13 protein-coding genes are annotated in these 16,473 nt (G+C 69.7%); 6 read left to right on the top strand and 7 right to left on the bottom strand.

Annotation, left to right across the window (positions count from 1 at the left end):
• Window positions 1-181: 181 nt before the first annotated feature.
• Window positions 182-493: an H-NS histone family protein gene (locus tag K343_RS0110305; RefSeq protein ID WP_028008007.1), complete on the top strand. Its 312-nt coding sequence runs from the start codon at window positions 182-184 to the stop codon at window positions 491-493.
• A gap of 70 nt (window positions 494-563) precedes the next feature.
• A complete protein-coding gene (locus K343_RS0110310) occupies window positions 564-1,043 on the top strand; it encodes a glutathione peroxidase (protein WP_028008008.1) in 480 nt (159 codons plus the stop codon).
• Between the two features lie 70 nt (window positions 1,044-1,113).
• Here the strand turns inward: K343_RS0110310 and ypfJ are convergent, their stop codons facing one another.
• Both ypfJ and K343_RS24770 read right to left on the bottom strand, forming a co-directional pair.
• Window positions 1,114-1,959: a KPN_02809 family neutral zinc metallopeptidase gene (ypfJ, locus tag K343_RS0110315; RefSeq protein WP_028008009.1), complete on the bottom strand. Its 846-nt coding sequence runs from the start codon at window positions 1,957-1,959 to the stop codon at window positions 1,114-1,116.
• Between the two features lie 72 nt (window positions 1,960-2,031).
• Complete coding sequence (locus K343_RS24770; protein WP_161628879.1) at window positions 2,032-2,691, bottom strand: TetR/AcrR family transcriptional regulator; 660 nt, start codon at window positions 2,689-2,691, stop codon at window positions 2,032-2,034.
• 184 nt (window positions 2,692-2,875) lie between these two features.
• Between K343_RS24770 and K343_RS0110325 the strand changes: the two genes are divergently transcribed.
• Together K343_RS0110325 and K343_RS0110330 are read left to right on the top strand one after the other, a co-directional pair.
• Window positions 2,876-4,399 carry a hypothetical protein gene (locus tag K343_RS0110325; RefSeq protein ID WP_161628880.1) on the top strand — a complete coding sequence of 508 codons (1,524 nt, stop codon included), beginning with the start codon at window positions 2,876-2,878 and terminating at the stop codon, window positions 4,397-4,399.
• A 30-nt stretch (window positions 4,400-4,429) separates the two neighbouring features.
• Entirely contained in the window at window positions 4,430-5,932 is a 1,503-nt protein-coding gene (locus K343_RS0110330; RefSeq protein WP_028008011.1) for a flavin monoamine oxidase family protein, read from the top strand.
• A 38-nt stretch (window positions 5,933-5,970) separates the two neighbouring features.
• Here K343_RS0110330 and tgt read toward each other — a convergent pair whose 3' ends face one another.
• Window positions 5,971-7,197 carry a tRNA guanosine(34) transglycosylase Tgt gene (gene tgt / locus K343_RS0110335; RefSeq protein WP_028008012.1) on the bottom strand — a complete coding sequence of 409 codons (1,227 nt, stop codon included), beginning with the start codon at window positions 7,195-7,197 and terminating at the stop codon, window positions 5,971-5,973.
• A 166-nt stretch (window positions 7,198-7,363) separates the two neighbouring features.
• Here tgt and K343_RS0110340 point away from each other — a divergent pair, with 166 nt between their 5' ends.
• Window positions 7,364-7,939, top strand: a complete 576-nt coding sequence (locus tag K343_RS0110340; RefSeq protein WP_028008013.1) for a DUF2937 family protein — start codon at window positions 7,364-7,366, stop codon at window positions 7,937-7,939.
• On the opposite strand, the gene queA is transcribed toward K343_RS0110340, so the two are convergent.
• Window positions 7,929-8,972 carry a tRNA preQ1(34) S-adenosylmethionine ribosyltransferase-isomerase QueA gene (queA, locus tag K343_RS0110345; RefSeq protein WP_028008014.1) on the bottom strand — a complete coding sequence of 348 codons (1,044 nt, stop codon included), beginning with the start codon at window positions 8,970-8,972 and terminating at the stop codon, window positions 7,929-7,931. The two genes, K343_RS0110340 and queA, sit on opposite strands and share 11 nt — an antisense overlap.
• Before the next feature lie 312 nt (window positions 8,973-9,284).
• On the opposite strand from queA, the gene K343_RS0110350 reads away from it, so the two are divergent.
• Window positions 9,285-11,996 carry a winged helix-turn-helix domain-containing protein gene (locus K343_RS0110350; RefSeq protein WP_028008015.1) on the top strand — a complete coding sequence of 904 codons (2,712 nt, stop codon included), beginning with the start codon at window positions 9,285-9,287 and terminating at the stop codon, window positions 11,994-11,996.
• A 330-nt stretch (window positions 11,997-12,326) separates the two neighbouring features.
• On the opposite strand, the gene K343_RS0110355 is transcribed toward K343_RS0110350, so the two are convergent.
• The 3 genes from K343_RS0110355 to K343_RS0110365 form a co-directional block, all read right to left on the bottom strand.
• The gene (locus K343_RS0110355; RefSeq protein ID WP_028008016.1) at window positions 12,327-13,508 is read right to left on the bottom strand and encodes a lipid-transfer protein; all 1,182 of its coding nucleotides are present in this window, start codon (window positions 13,506-13,508) and stop codon (window positions 12,327-12,329) included.
• Window positions 13,509-13,517: 9 nt separating this feature from the next.
• Complete coding sequence (locus K343_RS0110360; RefSeq protein ID WP_028008017.1) at window positions 13,518-14,366, bottom strand: SDR family oxidoreductase; 849 nt, start codon at window positions 14,364-14,366, stop codon at window positions 13,518-13,520.
• A gap of 80 nt (window positions 14,367-14,446) precedes the next feature.
• Window positions 14,447-16,471: an acetoacetate--CoA ligase gene (locus K343_RS0110365; protein ID WP_051278154.1), complete on the bottom strand. Its 2,025-nt coding sequence runs from the start codon at window positions 16,469-16,471 to the stop codon at window positions 14,447-14,449.
• Window positions 16,472-16,473: the final 2 nt, after the last annotated feature.

Here is a 16,473-nt window from a genome sequence, read left to right on the forward strand (position 1 = left end):
CTCCCGGCGCCGACAGGAGCCGGGAGGTTTTTTATTGGGTATTTTCTCGCTAGGCCAGGTTATCTTTTAACCACCGGCCATGAAGAATAAAATCCGATAAAAGGATTTCCCTTTTGGCGGATATGGAAAAAGCAACCGTCGCCAATATAATGGCCCATTCGCAACCCACCCCTATACGAAAATGTCGACGCCCACTTATAGCGACCTCCTGAAGCAGATCGAATCGCTCACCCGCCAGGCCGAAGAGCTGCGCCACCAGGAAATCACGACGGTCATTGCCGAGATCAAGGACAAAATGGCCCAGTACGGAATCAGCGCCGCCGATCTCGAGCTGGACACCAAGCCCGCCAAGCGCGCGCGTCGCACCGGCAAAGTTGCTGAAAAATATCGCAATCCGGCGACGGGCGAGTCCTGGACGGGGCGCGGCCGCACGCCGAAATGGCTGGCCGAGGCGGAGGCCGCCGGAAAATCGCGGGACCAGTTCGCGGTTTAATGTATTGATAAGGCGCCTTTCTGAATGAAGGCGCCTTATCACCCAGGCCAAAATACCGAGGGCGACGATCATGACGACGGTTTACGATTTCGAAGCGAAGACCATCGACGGCGCGACGCAAAAGCTCGACGCCTATCAGGGCAAGGTGCTGCTGATCGTCAATGTCGCGAGCAAGTGCGGTTTCACCCCGCAGTACAAGGGGCTCGAAGCGCTGTGGCGCAAGTACAAGGACAAGGATTTCGCGGTGCTCGGCTTCCCGTGCGACCAGTTCGGCCACCAGGAGCCCGGCGACGAGAACGAGATCAAGAACTTCTGCTCGCTCACCTATGAAGTCGACTTCCCGATGTTCGCGAAGATCGACGTCAACGGCGCCAACGCCCATCCGCTGTACCAGCACCTGAAGAGTTCGGCGCCGGGCGTGCTCGGCACCGAGGCGATCAAATGGAACTTCACCAAGTTCCTGGTCGACAAGAGCGGCAAGGTCGTGAAGCGCTACGGCTCGATGGACACGCCGGAGAAGATCGACGGCGATATCGCTGCGTTGCTCTGAATCGCCGATCGGTTCAGGTACGAAAAAGCCGGCGCGATGCCGGCTTTTTTCGTGACGATGAATCTTCTGGCTAAAGCCTCGCGGCCGAGAACGTATCGCAGCGTGCGACCTCGCCCGACTCGAAGCCGGTCTTGAACCAGCGCACGCGCTCCGCCGAGGTCCCGTGCGTGAACGCGTCGGGCACGATCGTCCCCTGCGCTTCGTGCTGCAGGCGGTCGTCGCCGATCGCCGACGCGGTATTCAGCGCTTCCTCGATGTCGCCGGCTTCCAGCCACTGGTGCCGCGCCTGGGCGCGGTTGGCCCAGACCCCAGCGTAGCAATCGGCCTGCAGTTCCTGTCGCACCGACAGACCGTCGGCGCCCTGCATCGCCGCACCCTGCTGCCGAGCCCGCTCGGCGCGCGCAAACACGCCGGTCAGGTTCTGCACGTGATGGCCGACCTCGTGGGCAATCACATAGGCGTACGCGAAATCGCCGCCGCCGCCGAGCCGCGCTTTCATGTCATCGAAGAAACTGGTGTCGAGATAGACGCGCCGATCGCCCGGACAATAGAACGGACCGGACGCCGCGCTGGCGCCGCCGCAGGCCGTCTGCACGCTGCCGGCGAACAGCACCAGCTTCGGCGCCTCGTAGTGACCGCCGGCCTTCTCGAAGATCGCACTCCAGACATCCTCGGTCTCGCCGAGGATCGCTCGCACGAAGTCGGTAGTCTCGTTGTCCGGCAGCGCCTGCTCGCCGCCGCCGGCCGGCGCCTGCTGCTCGATCTGCGTCACGAGACCGAGCATTTCGAGCGGGCTGCGGCCGAGCAGCAGACCCAGCACGACGACAACGGCGATGCCGCCGATCCCGAGCCGCAGGCCGCCGCGGCCACCTGCACCGACGACATTGTCGCTGCGCCGCGCATCACGCCATTTCATCGCCGCCTCCGGTCTTGCTGATGGCCACGATCGTCGCCGAGCGCGGGCACCTGCGCAACGCCGGATCCGGACTCAGCGCGCATCGACGATACCCAGGCAGGCATCGAGCAAGCGCTCGCGCGACTGCCACGGATACTCCGGAATCGTCAGCAGCGCATGCGTGATGCCGAGCAGCGCGCAGATCAGCGCTTCGCCGAGCGCCTGCGGCGCGCCGGCGCGGGCGCTGCCCTGCGCCTGCATCGCGGCGATCAGCTCGCTGAACACACCGAAGCGCTCGACGATGTTGGAGCTGTCGACGTACAGCGCTTCGCCGACACCGCCCTGGTCCTGATTGAGGAACACCATGCGATAGCGTTCCGGGTGCGCGCACCAGTAGTCGATGTAAGCCAGACAGGCCTTGCGCAGGCGCTCGCGCGGCGTGCCGCGCTTCGTCACGCGCGCGATCTGCGCGAACATCTCGACGAAGAAATCGTCCCAGATGTGGCGCAGCAGATCGTTCTTGCTGCGGAAGTAGCCGTACAGCGTCATCGCGCCGCAGCCGGCGGCGTCGGCGATGCGCCGCATGCTGACCGCCTCGAATCCTTCGTCGGCAAACAGGCGCCGCGCCGCCGCGACGAGCTCGGTCCGGACCCGCTGCTCCTGCTCGGGATCGCGGCGCGGCCGACCGCGCGTGCGCGGAGTGGCGGCGGGCGCGGCGGAGCGCGGACCGCCGGGACGCTTCATCGTGGGCATGCGGGGCTTGGCGTGGTGTGGAGGGCGTCGCCGTATGACGACGGCACCCATTATAGAAGCCGCGCTCGCCGCTCCTGCATACCCGCTCCGGCGCCACGTTGACGGCGCCGCGGCACATACCCCATATTTTGCGTACGCGTACGACATAAAGTAGCCACACGCCTGCAATAAGGGGAAAGCGGGGATGCGACTGCGACGATCGGGGATCGCCTGGGCCGGCGTCATGGCGCTGGCCGGCATGGGCTTGGGCGGCTGTTCATCGAGCGAGGCGCCGGCCGGTGGCGAGGCGCTGCTGCCGCCGGACATCGAGCGGCCGAGCGCCGACACCTGCGCCGCCTTGCGCCCCGCACGCTGGGCGGCGGCGAGCGGCCACGGCGCCTCCGGCGCGGCACTGCGCGTCGTGGCCATGCAGTACAAGCAGGAGATCCGCCACGTCGTCGACTACGCGGCGTTCCGCACCAAGATGCGCTGCCTGATGGAAGAGCACGCCGTGCCGCAAATGCGCGCCGGCCTGCCGATGCTCGTCGTCTTCAACGAAGATGCCGGCCTGATGACGCTGGCCACCGGCACGCGTGGCGCGCCGGTGCGGGTGCTCGCCGGCTCGCCGCTCGGTGCGCCGGTCGGCGACTCGTTGCCGCTCGGCATGCTGGGCGCGCTGGCGCTGCTGAACGTCAGCTACCTGCCGCAGATCCTCGCCTATCGCGCCCGCTTTCCCGGAGTCGATGCGCGCAAGCAGGCGCTGCTGGCGGCGACCGACACCTTCGTGCGCGCGTTCTCGCAAACGTTTTCCGACATCGCCCGCGACTATCGCGTCTACGTCGTCGCGTCGAACAATCAGGCGCGTTACGCGGCCTCGCGTGACCCGCTCGACCTCGCGCTGTTCAAGGATCCCGATCTCGGCGCAGTCGACGAGGTCTATGTCGCGACCGACGCGCGCGTCACCAACACCACCTATCTCTGGGGCCCCGACGAAGTCGACGCGAACGCCCCGAGCGGCGAGAAGAACCTGCTGTTCCGCAACGAGAAGGTGCCGCTGACCGACATCGAGACCACCGTGCTCGGCCTCGACGCCGGCCCGAGCACGGGCGCGGCGGCGCTCGCCAACGCCGCCGGCTATCCGCTCGCCGGCTTCCGGCTCGGCTTCGCGACCTCGCTGCCGGCATTCCAGTGGGGCTACGACTTCGGCGCGGCGCCACCCGCGGGCTTCGCGCCCTGCGCCGACGTCACTGTCAGCTACATGCCGTGCATGGACACGCTCGGCGTCGATGTCGTCGTGCAGGCCGAGGCCAACCCGGGCCGCTGGGCTACATACCAGGCCGGCGGCTGGCAACCGCTCGAGTGGATGGCCTCGACCTGGCGCACGGTCGCCGATCCGGAAGTCGGCTTCCGCTACAACATCACGGCGCACCTGGTCGGCAATCTGCTCGACCTGCCGTTCGACGGCCAGACGGCGATCACCAAGCGCGGCGGCAGCGCCGCGCCGCGCCATTACGTCGGCAATCTCGAATTCGAGCCGGGCACCGATGTGGCCTGGTATCTGGCCTTCCAGGGCGACAAACGCGAGTTCGTGCAACTGGCGCCGTGGGTCAGCGACGACGCGCCGCGCGCGCAGCTCGCCGCGACCGCTGCCGCACTGGCCCCGGGCAGCGGCGACGCGCTCGAAAACGACTATCTCGAAACCGCTGTCTGGGCGGATCTCGTGCACTGATTTTTTCTTTCACCTCCACCGGCAACACTCATGGATCATCCCGATCTTTCCCGCCGCCGCCTGCTCGGCGGCGCCGCCGCACTCGGCGCCGGCATGCTGTCCGGCGGCGTTCAGGCCGCGCCCGCCACCGCCCCCGCCGCCACGACCACGCCGCCGGCCACCGGCACTGAGCGTCACTGCGAGGTCGTCATCGTCGGCGCCGGCCTCGCCGGCCTCGCCGCCGCGCGCCAGCTGAGCGCCGCCGGCCGCGAGGTGCTCGTCGTCGAGGCACGCGACCGCGTCGGCGGCCGCACCCTCAATCACGCCGTCAGCGTGCGCGGCGCCAGCCCCGGCACCGTCGTCGAGGTCGGCGGCCAATGGGTCGGCCCGACCCAGGACCGCGTGCTGGCGATGATCAAGGAGCTGAAGCTGTCGACGTTCAAGAGCTGGACGCAAGGCAAATCGGTCGACGTGCGCGACGGCGCGCGCTCGGAGTATGACGGCCGCATCCCGCCCGGCGCGTTCTTCGGCTCGATCGACACGCAGATCGCGATGACGCGCCTCAACCGCATGGCCGCGTCGGTGCCGCTCGACAAGCCGTGGACGGCCGCCAAGGCCGTCGAATGGGACAGCCAGACCTTCCAGACCTGGATGGACCACAACCTCTACACCGACACCGGCCGTTCGCTGATGCAGCTCGTCGTCGAGGCCGTGTTCTCGGCGCAGCCGCGCGACCTGTCGCTGCTGCACGTGCTGTTCTACATCCATTCGGCCGGCTCGCTGGACATGCTGGTCAACACCGAGGGCGGCGCGCAGGACTCGCGCATCGTCGGCGGCTCGCAGCGCATCGCGCTGGCGATGGCCGAGCAGCTCGGCGCCCAGCGCATCCTGCTCAACGCGCCGGTCGAGCGCGTCGAACAGCACGACGACGGCGTCAGCGTGCGCGGCGCCGGCTTCGCCGTGCAGGCCCGGCGCGCGATCATCGCCATGCCGCCAACGCTCGCCGGCCGCATCCGCTACGCACCGATCCTCGACGGCCTGCGCGACCAGCTCACGCAGCGCGTGCCGATGGGCACCGTGATCAAGGCGCAGTGCGTCTACGCCAAGCCGTTCTGGCGCGACGCCGGCCTCAACGGCCAGGCGACCGGCGACGTCGGACCGGTCAAGACGACCTTCGACAACTCGCCGCCGGACGCCAGCGTCGGCGTGCTGATGGGCTTCATCGAGGGCGAGGACGGCCGTCGCGCGCTGCGGCAGACGCGCGAACAGCGCATGCAGGGCGTGATCGACAGCTTCGTGCGCTACTTCGGCGAGGCCGCGCGTCATCCGCTCGAATACATCGAGCAGAGCTGGGCCGGCGAAGAATGGTCGCGCGGCTGCTACGCCGGCTACTTCCCGCCGGGCGTCTGGCTCGACTACGGCGAAGCGCTGCGCGCGCCGATCGGCCGTCTGCACTGGGCCGGCACCGAAACCGCCGAGGTCTGGAACGGCTACTTCGACGGCGCGATCCGCTCCGGCGAGCGCGCCGCCGGCGAAGTCGCGGCGCTGCTCTAGGGCCGGCCAGCGCCCATCGCGTCAACAGGCCCTGGTATTCAGCTCGAAGCTGCGGCGTCGGCCGTACCGGCCGGCGCCGCCTGCTTCGACTTGGCCGGCGCGCCCTCGGGCGAGGCGAGGAAAGCGGCGGCGAAGGCTGCGTAGCGGTCTTCATCGATCGCCGCGCGAATGCGCTCGACCAGCTTCAGGTAGTAGTGCAGGTTGTGGATGGTGTTGAGGCGCGGGCCGAGCATCTCGTCGCAGCGGTCGAGATGATGCAGATACGCGCGCGAATAGTTCCGGCAGGTGTAGCAGTCGCAGGCCGGATCGAGCGGCCGCGGATCGTCGCGATGCTGCGCGTTGCGGATCTTCACCACGCCTTCGCTGGTGAACAGATGGCCGTTGCGCGCGTTGCGCGTCGGCATCACGCAATCGAACATGTCGATGCCGCGCGCCACGCCCTGCACGATGTCGCGCGGCGTGCCGACGCCCATCAGGTAATGCGGACGGTCGGCCGGCAGCTCGGCGCCGATCGCGTCCAGCACCTTGAGCCGCTCGTCCTCCGGCTCGCCGACCGAAAGACCGCCGACCGCGTAACCGTCGAAGCCGATCGCGGCGAGCCGCTGCAGCGATTCGCGGCGCAGCTCGACGTGCATGCCGCCCTGCACGATGCCGAACAGCGCGCCCGGACCGGGCAGCGCCGGATCGCGCGCCGCGAACGGCTGCAGCACCGGCAGCGCGGCGCGCATCGCCGCCAGTTCGAGATGGCGCGCCTTGCAGCGCGCCGCCCAGCGCGCCGACAGCTCCATCGACTTGCGCGCCTGCGGCTCGGTCGCCGGGTACGGCGTGCACTCGTCGAACTGCATGATGATGTCCGAGCCGAGGCCGTGCTGGACCTCGATCGAGCGCTCCGGCGACAGGAAGATGCGATCGCCGTTGATCGGCGACGCGAATTTCACGCCTTCCTCGGTGATCTTGCGCAGGCCGGACAGCGACCAGACCTGGAAGCCGCCGGAATCGGTCAGGATCGGCCCGTCCCAGCGCATGAAGCCGTGCAGGCTGCCGAAACGCTGCTGGATCAACTGCTCGCCCGGCCGCAGCATCAGGTGGAAGGTGTTGCCGAGGATGATCCTGCTGCCGACCTCGCGCAGTTCCTCCGGCGTCACGCTCTTGACGGTGCCGTAGGTGCCGACCGGCATGAAGATCGGCGTCTCGACGACGCCACGGGCGAAGGTCAGGCGGCCACGGCGGGCGCCACCGGATTGTTTGAGCAGTTCGAACTTCACGAAACGGTACGCAGGCGGAAAACGAAGCGGCGCGCATTGTCCCACGCCGGCGCGCGGCGCGCGCAGCCAGCCGCCGTTCAGCGCGGCCCTGCTGCACTTGCGCTCGCACGGACGGCCCGGCACCCTGCCGCGACGCACCCGGCCTCACCTGGACGCCTGCCTCGCCATGAAACTGCTGTTCGGCCTGTTCGACCGCCTGCTGTTCGCCGCCGGCTTCGCGCTGGCGATGCAGCTGCCGCAGTTCGTCGACCACTACACGCAGCGCTACGGCGGCTACCACCAGGCGCTGGTCGACAGTCTCGCCGAATACCAGCGCAACGCCGACGCCCACTACGGCGGCGATCTCGACCGCCTGATCGCCGACCTGCACGCGTCGGCCGGCCCCGGTCTGCGCGAGATCGGCGACAAGCTGCAGCGCGATCGCGCCCGCGAGCTGCAGATGCGCGAAGGCCTGGCGATCCTCGGCCACGAAATCCTCGCCAAGCGGCTCTGGTATCTGGCCGGCCACCTCGACGTCGGCATCGCCGCCGCGACCTGGGCCGCGTTCACGCCGGGCCTGCCGCTGTCGACCGACGCCCTGCTCTGCGGCCTGGCCGGCGCCGTGCTGTTCAGCGGCTTCTTCAATCTGCTCGGCTGGCCGCTGCGCGTCTGGCGCCGGCGCGCGTCGACGCCCGCAATCGGCGCGCCGGCCCCGCGCCCGGCGCCGCCGCCGGCGGTCGAGCGCAAGGCGCCTACGCTGTAAGCGCCTCGGGCGCCGGTTCGATCAGCATCGCATCGCCGTAGCTGAAGAAGCGGTAGCGCTGCGCGACCGCGTGGCGGTACGCGGCCATCATCCGCTCGTAGCCGCCGTACGCGCAGACCAGCATCAGCAGCGTGCTTTCCGGCAGATGGAAATTGGTCAGCAGGCGGTCGATGATCCGGAACCGATAGCCCGGCGTGATGAACAGCCGCGTCTCGCCGCTCTGCGGCACCAGCGTGCCGACGCGGTCCTGCGCCGCCGCCGCCGATTCGAGCGCGCGCGTCACCGTCGTGCCGATCGCCACCACCTTGCCGCCGCGCACGCGCGTCGCCGCCAGCTGCGCGCACAGCGTTGCGTCGATCGCATAGCGCTCGGCGTGCATGCGATGCTCGGCGAGATCGTCGACGCGCACCGGCTGGAACGTGCCGGCGCCGACGTGCAGCGTCAGCGTCGCGGTCTCGATGCCGCGCTCGGCGAGCGCCTGCAGCAGCGCGGCATCGAAGTGCAGGCCGGCGGTCGGCGCGGCGACGGCACCGGGCTCGCGCGCGAACAGCGTCTGGTAGCGCTCGGCGTCGACCGCATCCGGCGCGTGCGCGATGTACGGCGGCAGCGGCAGACGGCCGGCGCGCTCCAGGAACGCCATCACGCCATCGTCGCCGTCGTAGCGCAGATGGAACAGGTCGTCGTCGCGGCCGAGCACCGTCAGACGGTCCGCGCCGACCTCGATCACGCCGCCGGCCTTCGGCTTCTTGCTGACGCCGAGCTGGGCGAGGAATTCGTGCGCGTCGAGAATGCGCTCGACGAAGATCTCGACATGCCCGCCGGTCGGCTTGCGCCCGTAGACGCGCGCCGGAATGACGCGCGTGTCGTTGAAGACGACGAGGTCGCCGGGCGCGAGCAGCGCCGGCAGGTCGACGATCATGCGATCGGCCAGCTCGCGGCCGACATGCAGCAAGCGGCTCGCCGAACGCGCGGCGGTCGGATGCTGGGCGATCAGCTCGGCTGGCAGTTCGTACTGGAAATCGGAACGACGCATGGTCGGTGGTGCGGTTCGGCGGTGCGGCCGCGCATTGTCGCAGAAGCGCCTGCGCCGGCGCGCAGCTCGCGCACAAAAAGAGGCCCGCGCGAGGCGGGCCAGGATCAGGTGAGACGCTACGAAGTGGCTGAAGAACGATCAGCCGTCGCGCAGCTTAGGCAGGTCCGGGCTCAGAACCTGAGCCCGCATGCAGCGCCGCCCATGCAGTGCCGCCACGGTCCGATGGACGGTGTCCTACAGCCGCGGCAGCGCGGCATCGCTACGCTATAGTCCACAGAACGAATTCGGCGTCTGAGGAGAGCAGCCGAAGACATGGATGCAAACGCACATCCAAGCGAAGTCTTTACCCACAAGTTCTTCGCCCCGCCCTCGTATCCGGGCGCGATCCAGCGCGACCAGCTGCTGGGTCGGATGCTGCGCGCGCCGCCGTACAGCGCCGTCGTCATCCAGGCGCCGGCCGGGCACGGCAAGTCGACGCTGCTGCAGCAGGCCAAGAGCCTCGGCGAAACGCGTGGCGCGGTCAGCGCCTGGCTCAGTTTCGACGAGGCCGACAACGACATGCGCCGCCTCGGCGGCCATCTGCAGGCGCTGATCGAATCGCTGCCCGGCGCCGACGGCGGCGACGACGAAACCGGCAGCGGCAGCAGCGGCCGGCGGCGCCTGTCCGACTGGGCGGCGAGCCGCCTCGCCCGCTTCGACGCCCCGGTGCACCTGTTCCTCGACGAATTCCAGGCGCTCAACAACCGTGCCGCGCTGGCGATGTTCCGCGAGCTGCTCGAGCGCCTGCCGGACAACGTCACGCTGTTCATCGGCACGCGCGCGCTGCCGGAAATCGGCCTGGCGCGCTTCGTCGTCAACAATCAGGCGCTGGTGCTGCGCGCCGACGACCTGCGCTTCTCGCCGGACGAGGCCGAGCTGTTCTTCGGCCAGGCGCGCGAGCTCGGCATCAACCGCCAGGAGCTCGACGCCATCTATCGCCAGACCGAAGGCTGGCCGGCGGCGCTGCAGCTGTTCCGCCTCAGCCTCGCCAGCCCGTCGGTGCGCCGTTCGCTGAGCGGCGCGAGTTCACCGAAGCCGCGCGAACTCGCCGAATACCTCGCCGACAACGTGCTGAGCCTGCAGCCGCCGCGCATCCAGCAGTTCCTGCGCCAGACCTCGGTGCTGACGCGCCTGTCGGCCGGGCTTTGCGATCACGTCACCGGCTGGCAGGACTCGCAGAGCATCCTGCTGTTCCTCGAACGCTCCGGACTGTTCCTGCGCTGCCTCGACTCGGACCTCAGCTGGTTCAAGTACCACACACTGTTCTCGTCGTTCCTCGCCGACCAGACGCGGCTCGACGAGCCGGACCTGCTGCAGACCGTGCACCAGCGCGCCGCCGACTGGTTCCACCGCCACGAGATGCACGAAGACGCCGTCCATCACGCCATCGCCGCGCACGACTACGCCTTCGCCGGCGACATCATGAGCGAGTGGATCGACCGCCTGATCGTCGACGCCAACCTGGCGACCGTCGAGCGCTGGTCGGATGCGCTGCCGCTCGAAGAGATCGCGCGGCGGCCGGCGCTGGCAGTGAAGATCGCCTGGGCGCTGGTCTTCCTGCGCCGCCATCACAAGCTGCGGCCGCTGCTGCCGACGCTCGAAGCCGCCGCCGAACACGGCGTCGACGCCAGCGTCGTGCGCTCGATGCTGGCGATGGTGGTCGACGACGTGCCGCTGGCCTTCGAGATCATCCGCGACGTCGCGATCCGCGACCTCCGGCCGGAAGGCTTTCGCGCGTTCGAGCTCGGCGCCGCCGCCAACCTCGCCGGCTACCGCCTGCTGTCGGTCGCCGACTTCGACGCCGAGCGCGAGATGCTGCAGCTCGCGCAGACTTACAACCGCCGCGGCGACGCCGCGTTCAGCGGCGGCTATACGGTCGCCGTGCATGGCATCAGCCTGTTCATACAGGGCCGCCTGGTCGACGCGCTGAACCTGTACCGCAGCGGCCTCGCCGAGCAGCATCTGGACCTCGACAAGTCCTTCGCCGCCGCCTCGCTGGCCGCCTGCTACGTGCACGCGCTGTACGAATGCGGCGAACTCGACCTCGCCGAGTCGATGTTCCTGCAGTTCCACGATGTCATCGCCGACTCCGTGCTGCTCGACTTCCTCGCGCTCGGCTACGTGGCGATGGGCCGCATCCAGCTCGCGCGCGGCCGCAGCAACCGCGCCGACGAGGTGTTCGGCGAAGCCGAGCAGCTCGCCCACAGCGCCGGCTGGCCGCGCCTGCTGCGCATCGCCGCCTGGGAACGCGTGCGCGGCGCCCTGCTCGCCGGCGAACCGGAGCGCGCGCAGGCGCTCGCCAGCCGCATCCCGCGGCAGCCGGAATTCGAGCTGCCTGACGGCGGCATGATCTATTCGGAAATGATCGAGGGCGACGCGCTCGGCGCGATCCGTCTGGCGATCCATGCCGGCCAGGCCGAAGGCGCGCTGCCACGCCTCGCCGACGAGATCGCGCTGGCGCAAAAGCAGCGCCGCCAGTACCGGCTCATCAAACTGCTGACGCTGGAGGCGCTGGCGCTGCAGCGCCGCGGCAGCGACAACGCCGCGCGCCGCAGCCTGCACCGCGCACTGCAGCTCGCTGCGCCGGAAGGCTACGTGCGCCTGTTCCTCGACGAAGGCGAAGCGCTGCTGCCGCTGCTGCGCGACGAGCACGCCCGCCTCGCCCAGGAAGTCGGCGGCGACGCCGCGCAGGCGACCCTGCACGACTTCGTCGGACGGCTGCTGGCGGCGACCGGGTTCGGCGCCGATCCGGCCGGTCCGGCGCCGGCGATGGGCAGCTTCCAGCCGCTCGAACCGCTGACCGACCGCGAGAAGGAAATCCTCGTCTATCTCGCCAACGGCGTGTCGAACAAGGAGATGGCGCGGCGCATCTTCGTCTCTGAGAACACCGTCAAGTTCCACCTCAAGAACATCTACTCGAAGCTTGCCGTCAGCAGCCGCCTGCAGGCGATCAACGCGGCGCGGCAGATGGCGCTGCTGCGCTGAAACGGCGCCGCGCACCGGCGCCGCGGCGCGCCGTTCGGGCCAAGGCCTGTTAACGCCGGTCGCGTCGCGGTGCTGCCGCCCGGCGAGCCGGCGGGCTCCGGGTCACCGTCCAAAGGGAAGGCGCGGGCCGTGCGCGTGGGTGATGCCCGGGAAGCGGTCGGCGACACCGCATGGCGGCGCGCCGGACCGCATCCCGAAAGGACCGCATCGCGGGCAGTTCGCCTCGCCCACGGCCTCGTCGCGACTGTACGTCCGGTACCGGTCGCTCCTCGTTCTTTGCGCGACGGCGAAACGGACTCGGCACCGCAACACGATTGGCGTCAGCAGGCCCTAGTCGCGCCGGTACAGAGTCACGACGCAGGCACCGCCGAGGCCGAGATTGTGCTGCAGCGCGACGCGCGCGCCTTCGACCTGGCGCGGTCCGGCCTCGCCGCGCAGCTGCCAGACCAGCTCGGCGCACTGCGCCAGGCCGGTCGCGCCGAGCGGATGCCCCTTCGACAGCAGGCCGCCCGACGGATTGACGACCCAGCGCCCGCCGTAGCTGTTGTCGCCATCCGCGACGAGGCGCTCGGCCTCGCCTTCGCCGCACAGACCGAGGCCCTCGTAGCTGATGATCTCGTTGGTGGTGAAGCAGTCGTGCAGCTCGATGACGTCGACCTCGTCAGGGCCGATACCGGCCTCGGCGTAGACGCGCTGCGCCGCCTGCCGCGTCAGCTCGCTGCCGACCGTGCGGATCATCGACGGCGGCTCGAAGCTGCTCGCGTAATCGGTCGTCATCGCCTGCGCGGCGATGCGCACCGGACGCGCGTCGCGCAGCCGGCGCAGGAACGCGTCCGAGCAGAGCACGGCGGCGGCGGCGCCACAGGTCGGCGGACAGCACTGCAGGCGCGTCAGCGGATCGTAGACCGCCTCCGACGCCAGCACCGCCTCGACGTCGAGCGGCGTGCGGAACAGCGCGTTCGGATTGTGCTGCGCATGGCGGCGCGCCTTGACGGTGATGCGGGCGAAGGTCTCGCGGCTGGCGCCGTAGCGCTCGCGGTATTCGCGGCCGGCGCCGCCGAACATCTGCGCCACCATCGGCGCCGAGGACGGCGCCTGCGCCGCGTGCATGGTCGCCACGTGGCGGCCGAGCGGCGCCTCGCGGTCGGCGTACTTCTCGCCGAGCGCGCCGCGCTCCATCTTCTCGAAGCCGATCGCCAGCACGCAGTCGGCGAGTCCGCCCTCGATCGCCTGGCGCGCGAGATAAAGCGCGCTCGAACCGGTCGAGCAGTTGTTGTTGACGTTGACGACCGGAATGCCGCTCAGGCCCAGTTCGTAGACGGCGCGCTGGCCGCTGGTCGAATCGCCGTAGACATAGCCGGCGTAAGCCTGCTCGATGTCGTCGTAGGCGACGCCGGCGTCGGCCAGCGCCGTGCGGCCGGCGATGCGCGCCATCTCCGGATAATCCGGGCTGCTGCCGGGCTTGACGAACGGCGTCATGCCGACGCCGATGACGTGGACGGGACGTTGCATGGTTTTCTCTCAGGTGGATACGAACAGGTCGAGCGCGGGCGTCGTGCCCGGCCGGGCCAGATACGGGTCGAAGTCGTCGACGCCGGCCTCGCGCAGCACCGTTTCGTCGAGGCAGGCGTGGCCGCTGAACTGGCGCGACGGCCGCGTCAGGATGCGGTAGGCGGCGTCGGCCATGATCTGCGGCGTGCGGCCGTCGCCCGTGCCGTCGAGGCCGGGCACGTTCAGCGCCGATGTCTCGATCAGCGTGCGCGGCCATAGCGTGTTGACGGCGATGCCGTCGTCGCGCAGTTCGGCGGCGAGGCCGCGGCCGAGCAGGCTCATCGCGTATTTCGACACCGTGTACGCGGCGTGCTGCGCGAACCAGCGCGGATCGGGATCGAGCGGCGGCGCCAGCAGCAGCACATGCGGATTGGCGGCGCGGCGCAGATGCGCCAGGCAGGCCTGCGTGCAGACGAAGGCGCCGCGCACGTTGATGTCCATCATCAGGTCGTAGCGCTTCAGCGGCGTCGCCTCGGCGCGCGTCAGGCTGATCGCGCTGGCGTTGTTGACGAGGATGTCGATGCCGCCGAAATGCGCGGCCGCACGGGCGACGGCGTCCTGCACCTGCGCCTCGTCGCGGATGTCGACCTGCAGCGGCAGCGCCTCGCCGCCGGCGGCAACGATCTCCGCCGCCGCGCTGTGGATCGTGCCCGGCAGGCGCGGATCGGGCTCGGCGGTCTTGGCGGCGACGATGACGCGCGCGCCGTCGCGCGCCGCGCGCAGGGCGATCGCCTTGCCGATGCCGCGGCTCGCGCCGGTGATGAACAGGGTCTTGCCGGCCAGTGACGCCGATGCTGCTGCCGATGCCGCTTGAACCATGGACGTGCCGCTCCGTTGTGTATGGAGTCCCGCGCCGGCGCGGGACGTGGGTCGGGAAAATGGCGGGTCGCGCGGCGCCGTCAGCTGCTCAGCATCACGCGGTTGTCGGCGCGAAAGCGCACGAACCAGTCGATCGCCGCCGGATTCAGCATCGCGTCGCGGCTCGCCGATTTTTCGAGCGGCCAGCCGCTCAGCAGGCGGCGCACCGGCACTTCCATCTTCTTGCCGGTCAGCGTGTACGGAATCTCGTCGACGCGGTACAGCTGGTCGGGGACGTGACGCGGGCTGCAGTCGATGCGCAGCTGGCGGCGGATCTTCTCGCGCATCGCCTCGTCGAGCTCGATGCCGGCGCGCAGCTTGACGAACATCGGCATGAAGAAGCGGCCGCCGGCGAGCTCGCAGCAGACGATGATGCTGTCGACCACCTCGTCGATGCGCTCGACGCTGCGGTAGATCTCGGCGGTGCCGATGCAGACCCCGTAGCGGTTCAGCGTCGAATCGCTGCGGCCGTAGATGTAGACGCCGCCGCGGGCATTGAGCTTGGTCGAGTCGCCGTGGCGCCAGACGCCGGGCCAGGTCGCGAAATACGACTCCCAGTAGCGCTGGCCGTCGTCGTCGTTCCAGAAGCGGATCGGCATCGACGGACAGGGCGTGCGCACGACCAGCTCGCCGGTCTGGTCGACGACCGGCTGGCCGTACTCGTTCCAGACCTCGACGTCCATGCCGAGCAGGCGCGTCTGGATCTCGCCGGCGTGGACCGGCAGCGTCGGCACCGCGCCGACGAAGGCCGAGGCGATCTCGGTGCCGCCGCTCTGCGAAGTCACCCACAGATCCGGCTTCACTTCGTCGTAGAACCACGCGAAGGTCTCGGGCACCGACGGCGAGCCGGCGAGCAGCACCATGCGCAGCGCCGACAGCTCGTAGCGCAGGCGTGGCCGCAGACCGTTCTTCTGCATGATCTGCGCGAAGCTCGGGCTGGTGCCGAAATGCGTGACGCGCAGCTGCTCGACGAGCTTCCACAGCACTTCGGGATCGGGCCCGATCGGCGAGCCGTCGTAGAGCACCGGCGCGGCGCCCTGCAGCAGGCTCGCGAGCAGCACGTTCCACATCATCCAGCCGGACGTCGAGTGATACAGCGGCCGGTCGCCGGGCCGCAGGCCGACGTGGAACGCGGTCAGCTTGCAGTGCTCGACGAGGATGCCGACGTGGCTGTGCACGACCGCCTTCGGCAGGCCGGTGGTGCCCGACGAGAACAGCACCCACAGCGGATGGTCGTGCGCGACGCGCTCGTACGCGAACGTCGCCGGCTCGGGGCCGTCGGCCAGCTCGGACCAGCGCCGGGCGCCGGGCAGCGCGGGCGCCGCACCGGGCGCCAGGTAATCGAGCCAGATCACGTGCTCGACGCTGGGCAGGCCGGCGACGATCGCCGCGACCTGCTCGCCGCGCGCGAAGTCCTCGCCGCCGAAGCGGTAGCCGTCGACGGCGAACAGCAGCTTCGGCGCCAGCTGGCCGAAGCGGTCGATCACGGTACGCGCACCGAACTCCGGCGAGGCAGCCGTCCATACCGCGCCGATCGCCGTCGTCGCCAGCATCGCGATCGCGGTCTCCGGAATGTTCGGCATGTACGCGCCGACGCGGTCGCCGGGGCCGATGCCGAGCGCGCGCAGCCGCGTCGCCAGCACGCGCACGCGATGGCCCAGCTCGCGCCGGCTCAGCTGCCCCGGCGCACGCCGCTCGGAGGCGTACAGCAGCGCCGGCGCGTCCGGATCGGCGTCCTCGTGGCGCAGCAGATGCTCGGCGTAGTTGACACGCGCACCCTCGAACCACTGCGCACCGGGCATCGTGCGGCGGTCGAGCACGTGCCGGTACGGCGTCTCGCTGACGATGCAGAAGTAACGCCAGATCGCCGCCCAGAACGCCTCGGGCTCGTCGACCGACCAGCGCCACAGCGCCGCGTAGTCGTCGAGATCGAGGCCGTGATGGGCGTTGACCCAGTGCCGGAAGTCCTCGACCGCCGCCGCCGAAACCTGTTCGGGCGGCGGCGTCCACAGGCATTCGCCTTCCGCGACGCGGGCGGCGGCGGGCGCGACACGCAGGCCGGCCATGG

Source organism: Solimonas flava DSM 18980, assembly GCF_000426685.1.
GTDB classification, from domain to species: domain Bacteria; phylum Pseudomonadota; class Gammaproteobacteria; order Nevskiales; family Nevskiaceae; genus Solimonas; species Solimonas flava.